The sequence below is a fragment of the Mycolicibacterium sp. XJ2546 genome (assembly GCF_053483195.1).
The window spans coordinates 13,166-30,539 of record NZ_JBEFRW010000002.1 but is presented as its reverse complement, the minus strand read 5'-3'; the positions used below and the strand labels follow the sequence as shown (position 1 = coordinate 30,539).

General features: G+C 67.5%; 17 protein-coding genes. 8 read left to right on the top strand and 9 right to left on the bottom strand.

What is annotated here, in order from left to right; all coding sequences use genetic code 11:
- Window positions 1-187: 187 nt before the first annotated feature.
- The 6 genes from ABQE44_RS03670 to ABQE44_RS03645 form a co-directional block, all read right to left on the bottom strand.
- A complete protein-coding gene (locus tag ABQE44_RS03670; RefSeq protein ID WP_448428355.1) occupies window positions 188-622 on the bottom strand; it encodes an anthrone oxygenase family protein in 435 nt (144 codons plus the stop codon).
- 56 nt (window positions 623-678) lie between these two features.
- Entirely contained in the window at window positions 679-1,584 is a 906-nt protein-coding gene (locus ABQE44_RS03665) for an ROK family protein (protein ID WP_448428353.1), read from the bottom strand.
- Complete coding sequence (locus ABQE44_RS03660; RefSeq protein ID WP_448428351.1) at window positions 1,584-2,129, bottom strand: DUF7158 domain-containing protein; 546 nt, start codon at window positions 2,127-2,129, stop codon at window positions 1,584-1,586. Before ABQE44_RS03660 ends, ABQE44_RS03665 begins: the two co-directional genes overlap by 1 nt.
- Window positions 2,126-6,247 (bottom strand): glycoside hydrolase family 38 N-terminal domain-containing protein, encoded by a 4,122-nt coding sequence (locus ABQE44_RS03655; RefSeq protein WP_448428349.1) that lies wholly within the window; start codon window positions 6,245-6,247, stop codon window positions 2,126-2,128. The genes ABQE44_RS03660 and ABQE44_RS03655 overlap by 4 nt, the downstream gene beginning before the upstream one ends.
- Before the next feature lie 48 nt (window positions 6,248-6,295).
- The gene (locus ABQE44_RS03650) at window positions 6,296-6,721 is read right to left on the bottom strand and encodes a hypothetical protein (RefSeq protein WP_448428347.1); all 426 of its coding nucleotides are present in this window, start codon (window positions 6,719-6,721) and stop codon (window positions 6,296-6,298) included.
- Between the two features lie 139 nt (window positions 6,722-6,860).
- Window positions 6,861-7,628 carry an endonuclease/exonuclease/phosphatase family protein gene (locus ABQE44_RS03645; RefSeq protein ID WP_448428345.1) on the bottom strand — a complete coding sequence of 256 codons (768 nt, stop codon included), beginning with the start codon at window positions 7,626-7,628 and terminating at the stop codon, window positions 6,861-6,863.
- Window positions 7,629-7,674: 46 nt separating this feature from the next.
- Here ABQE44_RS03645 and ABQE44_RS03640 point away from each other — a divergent pair, with 46 nt between their 5' ends.
- The gene (locus ABQE44_RS03640; protein ID WP_448428344.1) at window positions 7,675-8,226 is read left to right on the top strand and encodes a nucleotidyltransferase; all 552 of its coding nucleotides are present in this window, start codon (window positions 7,675-7,677) and stop codon (window positions 8,224-8,226) included.
- 20 nt (window positions 8,227-8,246) lie between these two features.
- Here ABQE44_RS03640 and ABQE44_RS03635 read toward each other — a convergent pair whose 3' ends face one another.
- Entirely contained in the window at window positions 8,247-9,242 is a 996-nt protein-coding gene (locus tag ABQE44_RS03635; RefSeq protein WP_448392706.1) for a helix-turn-helix transcriptional regulator, read from the bottom strand.
- Window positions 9,243-9,303: 61 nt separating this feature from the next.
- Between ABQE44_RS03635 and ABQE44_RS03630 the strand changes: the two genes are divergently transcribed.
- Window positions 9,304-9,822 (top strand): DinB family protein, encoded by a 519-nt coding sequence (locus ABQE44_RS03630; protein ID WP_448392705.1) that lies wholly within the window; start codon window positions 9,304-9,306, stop codon window positions 9,820-9,822.
- Between the two features lies 1 nt (window position 9,823).
- Window positions 9,824-10,420 carry a DinB family protein gene (locus tag ABQE44_RS03625; protein WP_448392704.1) on the top strand — a complete coding sequence of 199 codons (597 nt, stop codon included), beginning with the start codon at window positions 9,824-9,826 and terminating at the stop codon, window positions 10,418-10,420.
- 103 nt (window positions 10,421-10,523) lie between these two features.
- Here the strand turns inward: ABQE44_RS03625 and ABQE44_RS03620 are convergent, their stop codons facing one another.
- Complete coding sequence (locus ABQE44_RS03620; protein WP_448392703.1) at window positions 10,524-11,120, bottom strand: TetR/AcrR family transcriptional regulator; 597 nt, start codon at window positions 11,118-11,120, stop codon at window positions 10,524-10,526.
- Window positions 11,121-11,208: 88 nt separating this feature from the next.
- Here ABQE44_RS03620 and ABQE44_RS03615 point away from each other — a divergent pair, with 88 nt between their 5' ends.
- From ABQE44_RS03615 to ABQE44_RS03595, 5 genes are all read left to right on the top strand, one after another.
- On the top strand, window positions 11,209-12,198 hold the full coding sequence (locus ABQE44_RS03615) for an oxygenase MpaB family protein (protein ID WP_448392702.1): 990 nt from the start codon (window positions 11,209-11,211) through the stop codon (window positions 12,196-12,198).
- A 115-nt stretch (window positions 12,199-12,313) separates the two neighbouring features.
- Window positions 12,314-13,189, top strand: a complete 876-nt coding sequence (locus tag ABQE44_RS03610; RefSeq protein WP_448428342.1) for a putative endonuclease domain-containing protein — start codon at window positions 12,314-12,316, stop codon at window positions 13,187-13,189.
- A gap of 78 nt (window positions 13,190-13,267) precedes the next feature.
- Complete coding sequence (locus ABQE44_RS03605; protein ID WP_448428340.1) at window positions 13,268-14,599, top strand: ABC1 kinase family protein; 1,332 nt, start codon at window positions 13,268-13,270, stop codon at window positions 14,597-14,599.
- On the top strand, window positions 14,600-15,499 hold the full coding sequence (locus tag ABQE44_RS03600; RefSeq protein WP_448392055.1) for an alpha/beta fold hydrolase: 900 nt from the start codon (window positions 14,600-14,602) through the stop codon (window positions 15,497-15,499).
- Between the two features lie 154 nt (window positions 15,500-15,653).
- Complete coding sequence (locus ABQE44_RS03595) at window positions 15,654-16,550, top strand: cyclopropane mycolic acid synthase family methyltransferase (RefSeq protein ID WP_448392056.1); 897 nt, start codon at window positions 15,654-15,656, stop codon at window positions 16,548-16,550.
- Between the two features lie 30 nt (window positions 16,551-16,580).
- Here ABQE44_RS03595 and ABQE44_RS03590 read toward each other — a convergent pair whose 3' ends face one another.
- Window positions 16,581-17,225 (bottom strand): porin MspA, encoded by a 645-nt coding sequence (locus ABQE44_RS03590; protein ID WP_448428338.1) that lies wholly within the window; start codon window positions 17,223-17,225, stop codon window positions 16,581-16,583.
- Window positions 17,226-17,374 lie beyond the last annotated feature (149 nt).

Here is a 17,374-nt window from a genome sequence, read left to right as displayed (position 1 = left end):
GCGTGGGCCGCCGGGTAATCCCGGACCTTCAACCGATTCAGCTTGCTACATGCTCTTCGCGCAAGCGCTCATCGGTGACCGACGGTCTTCGGTGGAACCGACACAGAATAGCCTGCCGCGCGCCGATCAGCCAAAACGGCGATTTCGGCGCGCTCGCAACCCGTCACGGTCCGTCAGCGCGCCAAAATCACAACATCAGGCCGATCACCAGCAGCACGTACAGCGCGACGAGCAGGAAAACCCGCCGCCAGTGCAGCCGATCCCACAGCCGGGCCTCGTCGCGGGATACGTCGGCGGCCCCTGACCAGCGGCCGATCCGGTTGTTGATCGGCACCATCAGAATCACGGTCATCAGCACGACGACGGCCATCACCGCGGCGGCCGTGACGATGAACCAGTTCTCCCAGGTGAGGACGGCCGTCGCGATCAGCACCAGCAGGGTGCCGACGTACCAGAACGGCATCACCTTGCCCAGCACCCGGCTGCCGTCGCTGCGGGCCTGCGCGAACCCGTCGTCGGGCAGCCGGCCGAAGACCGGGTTGGTGAACGCCGCGACCGCGATCTCCACGCCGACCAGCGGGCCGGTGATCAACAGGGCCAGAGCTTCCACGGTTGCGTCCATGCCTTCGACCCTCCCACCTTCGCGAGTTCGGCGCGCAAACCAGCGCTCAGCGCGGGTTACCGCACCGAAATCGCCAAGGCGGCCGCGCCGACGAGGCCCGCCTCACCGCCCAGCTCGGCGGGTACCACCCGCAGGTCGTGCAGGAACTCCAGCCCGGCATAGGAGCCCAGCGCCTCACGGACCGGGTCGAAGAGCAGCGCGCCGGATTTCGCCACGCCGCCGCCGATGACGACGAGGTCCAGATCGCACACGGCGGCCACCGACGCGATCATGGCGGCGACGGCCGTGGCCCCGCGCCGAAACGTCCGCAGCGCGATGGGGTTTCCGGCGTTGGCGGCGTCGGCGAGTTCCTTGGCGTCGGCGCCGACGGGTGCGTCCCAGCCCTGCGCGCGTGCCCACTGCGCCATCCGCGGGCCCGCCGCGATGGTCTCGACGCAGCCGTGTCCGCCGCAGCTGCACCGCGCGCCGCCGGGGTCGACGACGACGTGGCCGACGTGCCCGGCGTTGCCGGTGCGCCCGCCGTAGGGTGCGCCGTCGAGCACCAGCCCGCCGCCGACACCGGTGGAAACCACCATGCCCAGCAGAAACTGCGCGCCCCGGCCCGCGCCGCGCCACCGCTCCCCCAACGCCATGCACACCCCGTCACCGTGCATGCGCACCGGGGCGCCGACCATGGCGGCCACCCGGTCGACAATCGGGAAGCGTTGCCACTCAGGGATATTGATCGGGTTGACAGTGCCCGCCGCCAGGTCGATCGGCCCGCCGCACCCGATGCCAACCCCGCGCACCCGGCCGCCCGCCGCCGCGAGCGCGCCGGTGATCAGCGACTCGACCGCCGCCCACACGGTCTCGGCATCTCCGTCGGGCGTCGGCAGCCTGGCCTGGTGAACGAGGGTGCCGTCATCGTCGACCAGACCCACGGCGATCTTCGTGCCGCCGATGTCGATCGCCAGCGTGGTCATCAGTGCCGGTGGGTGTTGTCGGGCTGACGCGGGTCGCCGGGGTGCTCGTATCCCGGGGCGAGTTCGACGACGGCCGCGCAGCGCGCGTCCAGCCACAGCCGGAACGCGCGACGACGGGCCACCCCGCGCAGATGCCTGGCAACTTCGTCGGTGCCCTTGAATCGCAAAGGGTTTCGTTGCCGGTACGACGCGACATCCTCGGCGGTGACGTCGACGCCGGCGGTGACGCTCGCGAACACGGCGCGGGCCAGCGGGTTGGCGAGCACGGACGCCGCGATGCTGCCGATCTCCATCCGGGTCACCGTGTCGGGCAGCAGTTCGTCTTCGGTGGGCGCGCCGTCGGCGGTCAGCCCCGACGCACGGGCTTCGGCGGCCACCACCCGTTCGGTCACCAGCAGCTGGGTCAGCCAGCGGCGCAGTTGTCGTCCCTCGCTGGTGCCGGGCCGCGGCAGCGACGACGCAGACCGCGAATCCCGCAGTTGCGCCTCCCGCGCGTCGACGTCGTCGACGGTCACCGGGACGCCGTCGACGGTCGCCGCGTTCATCGCACCACCACCTTCACCGCGGGCGAGTACAGCAGGCTGCCGGCGCCCGCGATGCGGATCAACGCCCACCATTCGCCGGGTTGCACCCATGGCGGTGGGGCGACGTCGAAGCCCAGTTCGACTGTGCCGCAGGGTCCGAGCGAGGCGCCGCAGGCGGCCGGGCCCATCCACTCCCAGGTGCCCCACGGGCTGATGAGATGTGCCTCGACCGCGATGTCGGCGTGCGCGTCAGTGCCGACGGTGACGCCGAGTCGGGCTGTGTCACCGGCTCTGACGTCGACCCCCAAGGGTTCGGTGACCAGTCGCAGCAGCCGGTCATCGGGCGGCGCGTCGACCGACACCACACAGACGTCCTCGACCGTCTGCCGCCACGCCTCGGGTATATGGCTGCCGGACAGCGTCAACTCCGCGCGCACCGGATACAGCCCGGGCGCGACGGCTGGTGGTGGCGTCAACGTCACCTCGGTGTCGAGGTACTCCCCCGGCGGCAACATGAACGACAGCTCGGCGGGGTCGGCCGTCCAGCCGGCCGGGCAGCGCAGCCCCGCCCTGCCGTGCAGTACCGCATCGCTGCAGTCGCTGGCCGCGGTAAGCCGAAGCGACACAGTCTGGTTCGGCTCTGCATCGATGGTGTGCGGATGCAGGTGCGCGACGACGGGCATGCCGCCCAGCGCAGCGGGTCCGCGGTTGTGCAGCCAGTACCGCGCATACAGCGGTTGGGCTGCTTCTTCGTCGGGCGCCAACGCGGTGTGGTCGGCGTCGAGTGTGCGCGGCAAATTGAGCTGGGCGCGCAGCGTCGCGATCTCGTAGCCGTGCATCTGAAGCTCATCCGTTGCCGGGGATTGCCGATGTTCGAGCAGGTCGACCCGCACCGCCCCCGACACCCGCTGCAGCCCCGACTGCACGGTGACATCGGCTGCTGCACCGCAGGTCTCGACCAGTCGGATCACCACGCCGTCGGACGGATCCACCCGCTGGCTGCTCCCGGACTCCAGCGGGTTGCCCGCCGCTTTCAGCGCACCGAGCTGCACCTGGCCGGCCGGCTCGATCTCCAGCAGTGACCCGGTCACAGGCAACCGCCCTGTTGCATAGGGCTTTTCGATGACCGCTTGCAACGGGTGGGAGAACTCCGCGCTGCGCGACGGCAAATCGGCCTGACGCCAGTCACCGTCGCCCGAGACGAGCGCGTAGTCGAACGTGTGCGTCCAGTGCTGCAGTTGAAAGTTGGAGCCGTCCGGCGCGGTGCGCCGCGGCGGGTCGATCCAAGTGCCCGATGGCCATCCGGTACACGACCGCATCAGCGACATGTGCAGCGTGCCATCCGATTCCACTGCGAAGCCGGGTAATCCGCGGTTGAGCACCGCGACCGTGCGCGCCTCGAACGGCTCGAGTTCGGACGGCACCGCCTGCTCGACACGGATCTCGAAATCGCCGAGATCCTCGACCACCGCCGGGATCGCCAACCCCGCCACGATAAGAACGGGCAGCGCCCGCACATCACGCAGATCGGCGCCGGGCACCCACATGTCGGCCAACGGTGCGGTCGGCGGCACCCACACCCGGGCCGCCCCGGTGGCATACAGCTGGCGCTTGAGCTCCTCGCGATACACCGGATCAGCTTCAGCCAAAACCTCTGCGGTGAACGCGTTTTCGTCCGGCCCACCCAGCGCGATCCGGGCGTCGGGCAGGTTGGAGTCGACGGTGAGATCGCCGTAACGCCGCTTGTCCGCGCTGCTGCAGGTGGCGGTGACACCGGCGCGCGCCAGCGCCACCACCAGATCACGTGCCTGCCCATCGTCCGTCGGCGTCACCACCTCGGCGACCGAGACGGCTCGCACACCGTCGCCGACGCGCACCCGCACCGCCGACGACAGCCCGAACCAGCCGTAGGCCGGGTTGTCCAGTGTCCAGGGGTGTTTCGCCGAGTCGATGGCGGACTCGGAGCCGTCGTGGAACAGGCCGAAGCCGCGCCCGATCACCGCGTCGCCGACCTCGCTGACCGGAAGCGCACCGGGCACCGGGCAGGGCCAGCGCACCCGCAACAGGTGATCGGCGCCGGTGAACTCGTCGATCGTAGTTTGACACTCCACCCGCGCCACACCGTGCCAGAGCGTCAGCGTCTGCGTGTAGCGCAGCACATCGCCGATGCGGCCGCGCACCACGATCCGCTGCCCCAACGATCCGCGATAGGCCTGCACCTCCGCCGTCCCGGCCGACGAGGCGACCACGGGTCCCTTCGGCAGCAGATGCCACGGTCCCTCACCGGCCTCAGGGTGCGCGGCATACTCGTCGTAGACGGCCAATTCGTTGCCGACCCGGCCATCGGCGATCAGTTCGCGGCCCTCGGCAATCAGTGAAGCGACGCCGCCGCCGCGGGCCGGGTCCACGGTAAGCCGGTAGTGCTCGTTGCCGATGGTGTTGCCGTCCAACGGCTCCCAGCAGCCCGCCGCGTCATCGGCCTCCAGCCGATACGACTGCCAACCCAGTGACGGCACATCGCGCGCCAACCAACTGACGCAACGGCCCGAGACGTGGGTCGGCAGCGCCGTCCCGTCGGCGTCCAGCACCCGCGCCCCGGCCGGCACCGGCTCGGCGAGCCGGGCAGTGACGATGTCGGTGCGCTTGTGCGCCAACGTATTCCACACCACGAGAGGTTCGTCGACCGCGCTGGACAGCAGCGCCAGCGCGTTGTCGCGGGCGGTGGTGCTGAGTTCCCAGGCGTCGCGCCAGCTGGTCAGCAGGTCGAGGTACACCTGGTCGGATTCCGAGCCGGTGATCGCGTCATGGTGGGCGCCGTAGGCCAGCTGCACCCACGCCTTCGCCAGCGCGGCGTGCGGATAGGTCGCGCCCCCGAGCAACCCGGCGAACACCGCGAACTTCTCCGCGCCCAGCACGGCGTCCTCGGCGGCGCGGTTGGCCTGTTTGGTGTCGATGTAGGACACGTGACAGCCGGTGTAGATCGGGTTCATGTCGCGGGTCTGCGGCGACGCGTCGACACCGCGCTCGGCGAGTTCGGCACGCACGGCGGCGAAGAACTCGCGCGGCAACGCGCAGACGAAACGCGGCCAGGTGTAGCGGGCGTTCCAGTCGCGGTGAATCTCGGTGACCCACTTGTTCGGTGGCGTGTAGTCGGTGCCGACCGGCAGCAGCACGTTGCGGGTCAGCGCGACCTTCTTCAGCGAGGCGAACAGCTCATACGTCGCAGCCTCGGCGTCTGAGAGTGTCGCGGCCGAATCCATCCACCAGCCCGCCGAGTAGTGCGCGGGCATGTAGTGCGTTAGCAGCCCGCGCCCGGACGGGGCGATCCATTCGAACTCACTGCAGAACTGCATCCGCTCGGGATCGCCGCCACCGGCCATCGGGCCCCACTGGTGATGCGGTCCGCGCGCCCAGGAACTCGACGTCAGGCCGGCGTCGGCGGCCATGCCGGGGAACTGCGGGTCGTGGCCGAACGCGTCGAGCTGCCAGGCAGTTTCGGGTGAGGCGCCCAGCACGCCGCGTTGAAAACCCACGCCGGCCACGAAGTTGCGGATCGTCGTCTCAGCGCTGGTGAGGTTGGTGTTGGGTTCGTTGTAGGTGCCGCCCATGATTTCGATACGACCGTCGGCGAGGAAGCGGCGCAGGTCGGCGCGATCCTCGGGGTGGGTGTCCCAGTACGGTTTGAGGTAGTCGACTTCGGCGAGCACGAACTTGTATTCCGGTTCGCGGCGGGCCATTTCGAGATGCGCGCGCACCAGGTCGAAGCCGTTGGTCTGCCGGGCGCGCCCGGGCGGATCCTCGGTCCACACGCTGGTGTAGGCGGCTTGGGTGTTCCACCACACCGGGTCGTAGTGAAAGTGGCTGACCATGTACATGGTCCAGCCGGGTTCGGCGACGGTGAACGTGAACGGGATGTCGGCGACGCGGGCTTCACGCTGCTGGCCGACGACCGGGTCGGTGACCTTCACCGGCACCTCGACGGTGCCGTCACCCGCGGGGACCGAGGCCTGGCCGCTCAGGGCGTCGCCGTCGACGCGCACGGTCGCGGCGCCGTCGGTGTAGGTCACGCGCACCAGTTGCAGTGGCGCGTCCGGCGGCCCGACGAACAGATCCGTCGACTCCGCCGAAATCACCCGCACGCCAATACTCTACGTGCGCTCACGCTTTGCGGGGGAGCAGACAGAGCGTCAGAGGCGGTCGATGATCAGGTCGCGCAGCTCGGCAAGGTGCTCGTCGACCGAGCGGAAGGCGGCCCGCGTCTCGGTGCGGAAGTCGATGAACTCGGTCTTGAAGGCGGCGACATCGGTCTTGAACGCGGCGACATCGGTCTTGACAGCGGCGATGTCGGTCTTGACAGCGGCGACGTCGGTCTTGAGAGCCGCGACGTCCGTCTTGACCGCCACCATATCCGTCTTGACCGCCACCATATCTGTCTTGAGAACTGCAACATCCGTCTTGACTGCAGCCACGTCCGTCTTGACCGCCGCTAGATCAGTAGCGTGTTCCCGCTGATTTTCACCGAGCGCGTTCACCGCCGCGAGAACCGCTCGGTAGTCGGCTCGAGAAGCTTCGAGCGCCGTGACGCGCGCTTCGAGGTCGTCGATCCTGGCCACCGCACCATCGTATGGTCTTCACGCGCGGGGCCGCGGCACTAATCCGCACCCCGTGCGGCGAGCAGACGCAAAAGCGTGTCGACACGCCGAGGGGCACACGATTCTGCGTCTGCTCGCCGGGGAACTCGCCGGGGAAACCTCACGCCCGCGACACGTCGACCACCAGCGCGCGGTGATCCGACACCGGCAACAACGGCGCGCAGCACCGCTCCACGCGCAACCCAGAGTCGCCGGTCAGGATGTGGTCGAGCTGCCGCGTCGGTGCCTCGGTGGGAAACGTCATCCCGTGCGCCAGCGCCCGCAGCCCGCTCCAGCGTCGCACCGGCCCCGGCGTCATGTTCAGATCGCCCATCAGCACCGACGGCTTTGGGAACCCCCGCAGATCCCGCAGCAGATGCCGCAGCTGCACTCGGTTCCACCCCGGCACGAACGACAGATGCGTGTTCGCGACGGTCAACGGGCCCAGCGGCGTGTCCAGCCGGCCCACCATCGCCGCCCGCGGCTCCTCGTCGACCACCTGCACCCGCTTCGGCCCCGGCAGATACATCGGGAACCGCGTCGGGATCCGCGGCAGCCGCAGCACCTGCCAGTTCTCCGCGGGAAACCGCGACAGCAGCGCGATGCCGTAGGCAGCGGTGCCGGGCTGCTCGTCGCCGGTCGCGGCCATCCACGTCGCGCCCGGCGTCCCGGAGATCGCCGCGACGAACCGGTGGCTCAGCGCGCCCATCGCCTCCGCGGCCACCGCCGTCAGATCCGTCCTGCCCGACCGCGGCTGATCGACGTCGACCTCCTGCAGCGCCAGGATGTCGGCGTCGAGCTCACGGACCGCCTCGACGAGTCGGTCCTGCTCGACGACGCCGTCGTGCACACTGCGCCCGTGCAGGATGTTGAACGTCGCCATCCGCATGGGTACTCAAGTACCCACAATGTCCGCCGAGCCCTACAGGAGACACGTGCCCGCACGAAACGACGATCTGCGCGACGCGCTCCGACGGGCCGCGTCGGCGCTGCGTGACCACGGGCCCGATTTCGCCCTGGGCGGCAGCTATGCGCTGTGGGTGTTCGGCGGTCCCGAACCGGTGCACGACGTGGATTTCGTCGTCGCCGAACCCGACACCGAAGCCGCCGCGCTGACGCTGGAGAAAGCCGGCTTCACCATCGAGCGCACCCCCGAGGACTGGTTGTTCAAGGCCTGCGTCGAGGACGACTTCGTCATCGACGTGCTGCACCGGCTCAACGACGTGGCCGTCGACGCCGACACCATCGCCGCCGCCGAGGAGTACGACGTCCTCGCGATCCGGATGAAGGTGTTGTCCCCGACGTACGTGCTGGTGGAAAAGCTCAACGCCCTCAACGAGCACAACTGCGACTTCTCGGCGCTGCTGCCCGCCTTCCGCGCTGTCCGTGAGCAGCTGGACTGGGGGCGCCTCATCACCGACACCTCCGAAAACCCGTTTGCGGCAGCCTTTTTGGTGCTCGCCGACAAGCTGGAGATCACCCCTTAACTTTGCCGCCGAGTGTGGCGTCAAAGCACGTCTCGAGCGCCCGAGGTGTGCGGGTAACCCACGTTCGGCGCCAAAGAGCGCAGGCGCTGCGCGACGGCCGCCACCGCAGCCACCACCTCGGGAGGTTCGAGCACCTCGAAGTCGTAGCCGACCGTCGCGAAGTACAGCACCATCCGCTCCGGGTCGTCGGCGCCGGCAGTGACGATACAGGCGTCGGGGCCGTCGGGTTCGATCGTCGCCGAAGCAGGTGGAAAGTGCTGGGCCACAGCATCTTCCGACGCCAAATAGCGCACCCGGGCGACGTAGCGGTACGGCGAGCTGCTGATCGAGCGTCGCACATAGGTGGCGGCGTCGGGCGCCTCCCGCGCGACAAACGTTGTCCCCAGCGCCCGCACATCCGACATCCGGTCCAGCCGCAGGCTGCGCCAGTCGCACCGATCGCGGTCGTAGGCCAGCAGATACCAGCGCCGCCCGGTGGTCACCAGTTGGTAGGGCTCGAGCCGACGCTGGGTGGCGTTGCCGCGGATGTCGACGTAGCCGGCGCTGACGTGTTCGTGGTCGCGGCTGGCGCGGGCCAACGTCATCAGCACGTCGGGTGCGACGGGCGCAACCGACGACGGCGACGTCAGCGTGACGGTCGCGTCGTGCAGCGCGGAGACCTGCGAGCGCAGCCGCGACGGCATCACCTGGTCGAGCTTGGACAGCGCGCGCAGCGCCGATTCGCCGACGCCGGCCACCGTGCCGCCCGCGGCCAGCCGCAGGCAGACGGCCATCGCGACGGCTTCGTCGGGGTCCAGCAGCAGCGGGGGCAGGGCCGCACCGGCGCCGAGTTGGTATCCGCCGCCGTGGCCCTTGCTGGCGTGCACGGGGTAGCCCAGGTCGCGCAGCCGTTCGATATCGCGGCGCACGCTGCGGGTGGTCACGCCCAGGCGCTCGGCGAGCTCCTCGCCCGTCCACACCCGCCGCGACTGCAGCAAACCCAGCAGCTGCAGCACCCGGCTCGTCGTCTCCGCCATATGCCGACCCTGTCGCAGTTATAGGACCGAAACTGTCCTATATAGATGTCAGCGTAATCGTATGGACCTGACCGCGTTGATCGCCGACCAGCTCGACTTCCACTGGACGCACCAGTTGCGGCCCCGGCTGGATGGCCTAACCGACGACGAGTACTTCTGGGAGCCGGTGCCGGACTGCTGGACGGTGCGCCGCGACGGGTCGATCGACTTCGCCTATCCGCCGCCGGAGCCGGAGCCGTTCACGACGATCGCGTGGCGGCTGGCGCACGTCATCGTCGGCGTGCTCGCGGTGCGCAACTACTCGCACTTCGGCGCGCCGCCGGCGAGTTATGAAACGTGGTCGTACGCTACCGACGCCGCGACGGCACTGGGTCAGCTCGACGCCGCGTACACCCGCTGGGCCGCCGGGGTGCGCGGCCTGTCCGACGACGACTTGGGTCGCCCGGTCGGGCCGGCCGAGGGGCCGTGGGCCGAGCACCCGATGGCCGAGCTGGTGTTGCACATCAACCGCGAAGTGATTCATCACGGCGCTGAAATAGCCTGTATCCGAGATCTTTACATCCATACGAAAGGGAACTGATATGCCAGGATTGCCCGCACCTGCCCGCGACGAGCGCGAGGCGCTGTTGGAGTTTCTGGCGTTTCAGCAGAACGCGTTCTTCGCGGCGGCATACGGCCTGAGCGATGAGCAGGCGCGTTCAACGCCGTCGGTGAGCGCGCTGTCGATCGGCGGGCTGGTCAAGCACGCCGCCGGAGTGCAGAAGGGCTGGACGGACCGCGCCGCCTATGCGCCGGAGTTTCCGCCGAAGGATGAGCGGCCGATGGCCGAGATCATGGCCGAGTACGCCGATCAGTACGCGATGCGCTCCGACGAGACGCTCGACGGGCTGTTGGATCAGCTCAAGCGGCAGAACGCGGAGACGCTGCGGGTGCTGGGCTCGGTTGCCCTCGACACGCCGGTGCCGGTGCCGCACGAGGTGCCGTGGTTCCCCAAGGACATCGACCACTGGGACGTGCGCTGGGTGGCGCTGCATCTGATCGAAGAGCTGTCCCGGCATGCCGGGCACGCCGACATCATCCGCGAATCGGTCGACGGCGCAACGATGTACGAGTTGATGGCCGCCAACGAGGAGTGGCCGGAGACCGACTTCATCAAGCGTTGGAGGCCGTCGTCCTAAGTTCGCCGAGCGCACGGTTGTTCGCGCCCTTACTCGGCGTTTGCGTACAACAACCGTGCGCTCGGCGCCAAAGCAGCCAAAGCAGCCAAAGCAGCCAAAGCAGCTACCGCAGCACCATCCGCACCGCGTAGTCGACCACCGCATCCAGATCCGTGCCCAGCCGGCCGGCCAGCCACTGCTGCGCCAACTCGGCCATCGCGCCGGTGTACATCGCCGCGCCCACCTGTGCGGCCACCGGATCGAAAGACGGGTGCAGACGCCAACCCTCCGTCAGCACGCCCTCGCGCAACTGATCCTGCGTCGCCGCCCGCCGCGCCGCCAGCACCGGGTTCGACCGCGCGTCCGTGAACAAGACACGTCCGCGCCGCGGATCCGCCGAGCTGAACCCCAGCACCGCCGCGATCCCGGCCCGCGTCCTGGCCCGAAGCGACTCGCCCGCGCCCTCTATCGCTGACGCCACCTCGGAAGCCAACCCCGCGCTCACCTCGTCGTACACCGCACCCAACAGATCGTCGACGTCGGCGAAGCTCTCGTAGAAGTAGCGGGTGTTCAACCCGCACGCGCGGCACACCGACCGCACCGACACCGCGGTCTCCCCACCGGAGCCGAACAGCTCGAACGCCGCAGCCACCAACTGCGCGCGACGCTCCGCGCGCCGGTCGGTCAACGGCACACCGGCCCATCGGGTGGGACTGGACATGGCCTTCAGGGTAAGCCGTCTCTGGTCACAGATGTAACCAAAGTTGTATTCTGGTTACAGCCGTGACCAAACCTGAAAGAGGTCAGCCTTGTTCCTGCCGCACCAGATCGTCGGTCAGATGCTCAACAAACGCTTCGACCAGGGCATTCGTCGCAACTTCTTCAAAGGTATGGAGTTCGCGGCCCCGGTGGGCGACCCCGGCTGGTTCGGGCCGGGCAGCGCGGTCTGGCATGTGCACTCGCACATGTATTCGCTGATCTTCGGTCTGCAGTGCGCGGCCTACATGGAGCGGCTCGACCCGTCGATCTACTGGATGGGCATGCACCATTCGCGGCTGGTCCAACGCGACGAGAACGGGGTGGCGGTCCCGAAAATCGACCCCAAGGGCGCCCTGGTGCGACTCGGCCACTCCGTCGCGTTCTTCATCGGCACCGCCTATGGCTCGACCGAAACCGCCGAGCGACTGGCCCAGAGCGTGCGCGCCATGCACCACACCATCAAGGGCACCCGCCCCGACGGCGCCGCCTACGACGCCGACGATCCCGACTGGCTGCGCTGGAACTACGCGACCGTCGTCTGGGGCCTGGCCACCGCGCACGAGCTCTATCACCCGAACCCGTTGCGCGGCAAGAAACTTGACCAGTACTACGGCGAGTTCGTCCGCGTCGGCCATGCGCTGGGCGGCACCGATCTGCCGACCACCAAGGCCGAGACCGCCGAGTGCCTCGAAAGCTACCTACCCAAGCTCGCCGTCACCCACGGCACCGCCATGGCCACCGGCTCGAACCTGCCGATGCCGCAGGCCGCCGTCGACTGGGCCATCCGCGACACCATGCCGAAATGGGCCAAGCAGATGATCCAGCACACCGACCCCAACATCATCGAGCGCACGGCCCGACGCGCCACGGTGTGGGGCATCATCAACGGCCTGCAGACCGCCGCCGGCATCCCACCGGAGTTCCGTCAGGCCAAGGAGCGGGTCAAGTCGGGAACGACCGTCAAGCACACGCTGCCGACGTACCACCCGGGCGACGATCCGGTGCGCAGCCGCGACGAGATCGAGCACAGCTTCGCCTAACTCCTTCTGCCGCGAGACTGCATTCCAGCAGGAAAAGTGCGAGTAAGGCCCTGCGAAAACGCAGTCTCGCAGCACAGCGACGCAACGTGTCAGTGCGCGTCGCCAATATCGGCACATGGGGGACGTCTTCATCGGACGAGAAGCCGTCGAGCGCGGCATCGTCACGCGCCATGAATTGCAGCGTTGGTATGCGCCCATTTATCCGGGTGTCTACGCCGCGAAGGGCAACCCGTCGCTGCACGACCGCGCCGTCGGAGCCTGGCTATGGTCGAAACGCCAAGGCGTCATAACCGGTGTCGTCGCGTCGGCGTTACACGGTGCCGAATGGGTCGATGATCGGCAGCCCATCGAGCTCATCTGGCGCGCCACACGGCCACCACGCGGTCTGGTGGTACGTAATGAACGCATCGCCGACGACGAGATCACCCGCGTCGGAGACCTTTCCGTCGCGACTCCGGCTCGGGCAGCGTTCGACATCGGGCGGTACCTCCGGCTCAATCGGGCGGTCGAGCGGCTGGACGCACTGATGCGGGCCGAGCCATTCTCGACGGAGGATGTGCTGCTGCTCGCCAAGCGCTACCGTCGCGCGCGGGGGCTGAAGACGCTCCGGCGGGCGTTGCCGCTTGTCGACGGCGGCGCGGCGTCGCTACAAGAGACCCGGCTGCGGTTGCTGTTCATCGACGCCGGCTTCCCCCGGCCCACGACGCAGATCCCGGTGTACGACGAAAAAGGGCACCTGGTGCGGATACTCGATATGGGCTGGGAGGACTACGGGGTCGCCGGCGAATACGACGGTGATCAACACCGGACCGATCGCTACCAATACGTCAAGGACCTGCGGGTGTACCCGAAGCTGGAACGTCTCGGATGGCTGGTGTCGCGGGTGATCAAGGAAGATCGCCCCGACGACATCATCGAGCGCACCTATCGGGCGATGAAAGCTCGCGGCTGGAAGGGTCAAGTGAGGTGGCCGAGACGCGCGAGACTGTAAATTCACAGCAAAAGTGCGAGAAAGGCCCTGCTGGAATGCAGTTTCGCGGCATCAAGGCAGTTTTGAGACACTGGGCCCATGAGTACGACTAAGCCCCTGGACCGAGTGCCGTTGCCGCTCGAGGCCGCGCGCATGGGAGCGACGGGCTGGCAGGTCACCCGCACCGGCGTCCGGGTCGTCACCAAGCTCGCCGGCCGCGGCTCGCTGCAACAGAAGGTCATCAGGCAGATCCCCCAGACGTTCGCCGATCTGGGGCCGACGTACGTCAAGTTCGGCCAGATCATCGCGTCGAGCCCCGGCGCGTTCGGCGAACCGCTGTCCAGGGAGTTCCGCAGCCTGCTCGACCGGGTGCCGCCGGCCGACGCCAAGCAAATCCAGAAGCTGTTCCGCGAAGAACTCGGCGACGAACCCGCCAACCTGTTCAAGAGCTTCGACGAACAGCCGTTCGCCAGCGCCTCGATCGCCCAGGTGCACTACGCCACGCTGCACTCAGGCGAGGAGGTCGTCGTCAAGATCCAGCGCCCCGGTATCCGCAGGAGAGTCGCCGCCGACCTGCAGATCCTCAAGCGCGGCGCGCGGCTGGTCGAGTTCGCCAAGCTGGGCCAGCGGCTGTCCGCCCAGGACGTCGTCGCCGACTTCGCCGACAACCTCGCCGAGGAGCTGGACTTCCGGCTCGAGGCGCAGTCGATGGACGCCTGGGTGGCGCATATGCACGCCTCGCCGCTGGGCCGCAACATCCGTGTGCCCCAGGTGTATTGGGACCTCACCAGCGAGCGCGTCCTGACCATGGAGCGGGTCAACGGCACCCGCATCGACGACGTCGCCAACATCCGCAAGAAGGGTTTCGACGGCACCGAACTGGTCAAGGCGCTGCTGTTCAGCGTCTTCGAGGGCGGCCTGCGCCACGGGCTGTTCCACGGCGACCTGCATGCCGGCAACCTCTACGTCGACGACGACGGCAAGATCGTGTTCTTCGACTTCGGCATCATGGGCCGCATCGACCCCCGAACCCGTTGGCTCCTAAGGGAACTCGTCTACGCGCTGCTGGTGAAGAAGGACCACGCCGCGGCGGGCAAGATCGTGGTGCTGATGGGTGCGGTCGGCACCATGAAACCCGAGGCGCAGGCCGCCAAGGACCTGGAGAAGTTCGCCACGCCGTTGACCATGTCGTCGCTGGGTGACATGAGCTACGCCGAGATCGGCAAGCAGTTGTCCGCGCTGGCCGAGGCCTACGACGTCAAGCTGCCCCGCGAACTGGTGCTGATCGGCAAGCAGTTCCTCTACGTCGAGCGCTACATGAAGCTGCTCGCCCCCAGGTGGCAGATGATGTCGGATCCGCAGCTGACCGGATACTTCGCCAACTTCATGGTCGATATCAAGCGTGAACACGACGAAGAGCTCGAGGTCTAGATGCAGATCCGCGAAGGCACCGCCAAATCCGGCGAGCTCGACATCCACTACGAGGACATGGGCGACCCGAACGACCCTGCCGTCCTGCTCATCATGGGCCTGGGCGCGCAGCTTCTGTTGTGGCGCAAGGACTTCTGCGAGAAGCTCGTCAACCAGGGCCTGCGCGTCATCCGCTTCGACAACCGTGACGTCGGGCTGTCGAGCAAGCTGGTCGGCCAATACATCAGCACACCGCTACCGCTGAGGATGATCCGCTCGCAGCTCGGGCTGCCAAGCCCGGCGCCCTACACGCTCGAGCACATGGCCGACGACGCCGCCGCGCTGCTGGACCACCTCGAGATCCACCAAGCACACGTCGTCGGCGCGTCGATGGGCGGAATGATCGCGCAGGTCTTCGCCGCCCGGCACAAGATCAAGACCAAGACGTTGGCGGTCATCTTCTCCAGTAACAACCAGGCGTTGCTTCCGCCGCCGGCGCCGCGGCATCTGCTGGCGATCCTGCGGCGGCCCAAGGACGCCAGCCGCGAGGCCGTCATCGAGAACGCGATACGGGTCAGCAAGATCATCGGCAGCCCGGGCTATCCGCGCCCCGATGACACGATCCGCGCCGAGGCGATCGAGGGCTACGACCGCTCGTACTACCCCGCCGGTATCGGCCGCCAGTTCTCGGCGATCCTGGGCAGCGGCAGCCTGCGGCACTACGACAAGCAGATCACCGCGCCCACCGTCGTGATCCATGGCAAGGCCGACAAGCTGATGCGCCCGTTCGGCGGGCGCGTGGTCGCCAGGGCGATCAAAGACGCGCGTCTGGTCCTCTACGCCGGAATGGGCCATGAGCTGCCCGAACCCCTATGGGACGACATCATCGGCGAGCTCAAAACCAACTTCTCGGCGCGCTGAGCACGGCGCAGTGGAGTCGCCGAGGCACAAACGGCTACGCTCTACCGCTTGAGGGGCGTGTCCGCCGTTTAGCAGCTGTGCGGGGAATACGGTCAACAACATCATCTGACCGACGCGTCACAGAGCGTCACCAGAAAGGCCAAGCAGGGGAACTATGTCTGACAACTCATCCGGCACCAAGGATTTGACGCCGCACTTCGAGGACATCCAGGCGCACTACGACCTGTCGGACGACTTCTTCGGTGTGTTCCAGGACCCGACGCGCAAGTACAGCTGCGCGTACTTCACCAGTCCGAACGTGACGCTGTCGGAGGCGCAGATCGCCAACGTCGATCAGCATCTGGACAAGCTCGACCTCAAGCCGGGGATGACGCTGCTGGAGGTCGGCTGCGGCTGGGGTCTGACGCTGCAGCGGGCGATGGAGAAGTACGACGTCAACGTCATCGGCCTGACGCTGAGCAAGAACCAGCAGGCCTACTGCAACGAGTTGCTGAGCAAGGTCGACAGCGAACGGACGTACGACGTGCGGCTGGAGGGCTGGGAGCAGTTCCACTCCCCCGTCGACCGGATCGTGTCGATCGAGGCGTTCGAGCACTTCGGCTTCGAGCGCTACGACGACTACTTCAAGACCTGCTTCGACATCATGCCCGACGACGGCCGGATGACGATCCAGAGCAGCGTCGGCTACCACCCCTATGACCTGGCAGCGCGCGGCAAGAAGCTGACGTTCGACCTGGCCCGGTTCGTGAAGTTCATCATCACCGAGATCTTCCCGGGTGGGCGGCTGCCGACCACCCAGATGATGGTCGAGCACGGCGAGAAGGCCGGTTTCGTGGTGCCCGAGCCGCAGTCGCTGCGTAACCACTACATCAAGACGCTCGGCATCTGGGCCGCGCGGCTCGAGCAGCACAAGGACGAGGCGATCGCCGCCACCGACGAGGAGAACTACCAGAAGTACATGCGGTATCTCACCGGTGCCCAGTACTACTTCGTCGACGAGAGCATCGACGTCAGCCTCGTCACCTATCTGAAGCCGGGCGCCGCCGCGTAACCGGCGGCGACGACGGCGCAGCGCCTGCCGTCAGTTCATGTTCCACGGCTCGCCGTAGGTGGTGACGCTGTCTCCGGCCGAGGAGATCAGCCGGGCGAACGGTCGTAGCATCACCCCGCCGGCGGCGCCGGTCACCGTGCCGTGCGCGTTGGATACCGCCACAGCCCCTTTGGGGCCCTTGACGTTCACCGAGAACGTGGCTACTTCCTGAATGCCGGGCCCGTTGCCGAGGTCGGCGCTGAACGACGCACCGGGCAGCAGGTTCGGCGTCGTGATGAAGTTGTCCAAGTAGAAGGCACTACCCGGAATCGGCAGCGGCGCCTGGTCCAACAGGATGTTGGGCGTGGTGTACCTGAAGTTGATGCCGACACCCAGCGACCAAGGGAACCCGATCTGGTAGCCCATCTCCAGCTTGCCCTGGAAGTTCTTGGCCTTCGGCCCCTCCACGGTGTACTTGGCCTCACCGGAATGGAACCACTCGCGCGTGAGCCGGTTGCGGTCCATCGGGGCCACACCGTTGAGGAAGGTGTCCCACTGCTGAATGGTCAGCGTGCGGTCCTTGCCGTCAACAATGCTCAGCTCGTTGTCCAGGTTTGCGTGGGAGGTCCCGGTGCTGACGAACAACGACGCGACGGCCGTTATGAATACGATCGCTACCCGACCGATTGCCTGCATGATCACCTAACTTTGTCGTCGGCCGCCTGATCGGCCCCTGCTATCGCATGTGAATTCAAAATGCTTTGCCGCTCTAAGATAGAGCTCATCTGCAACAAAAGAAACATAACGCGCACGAAAATTGCGGACGCCCACGGGGTCTAACCGAG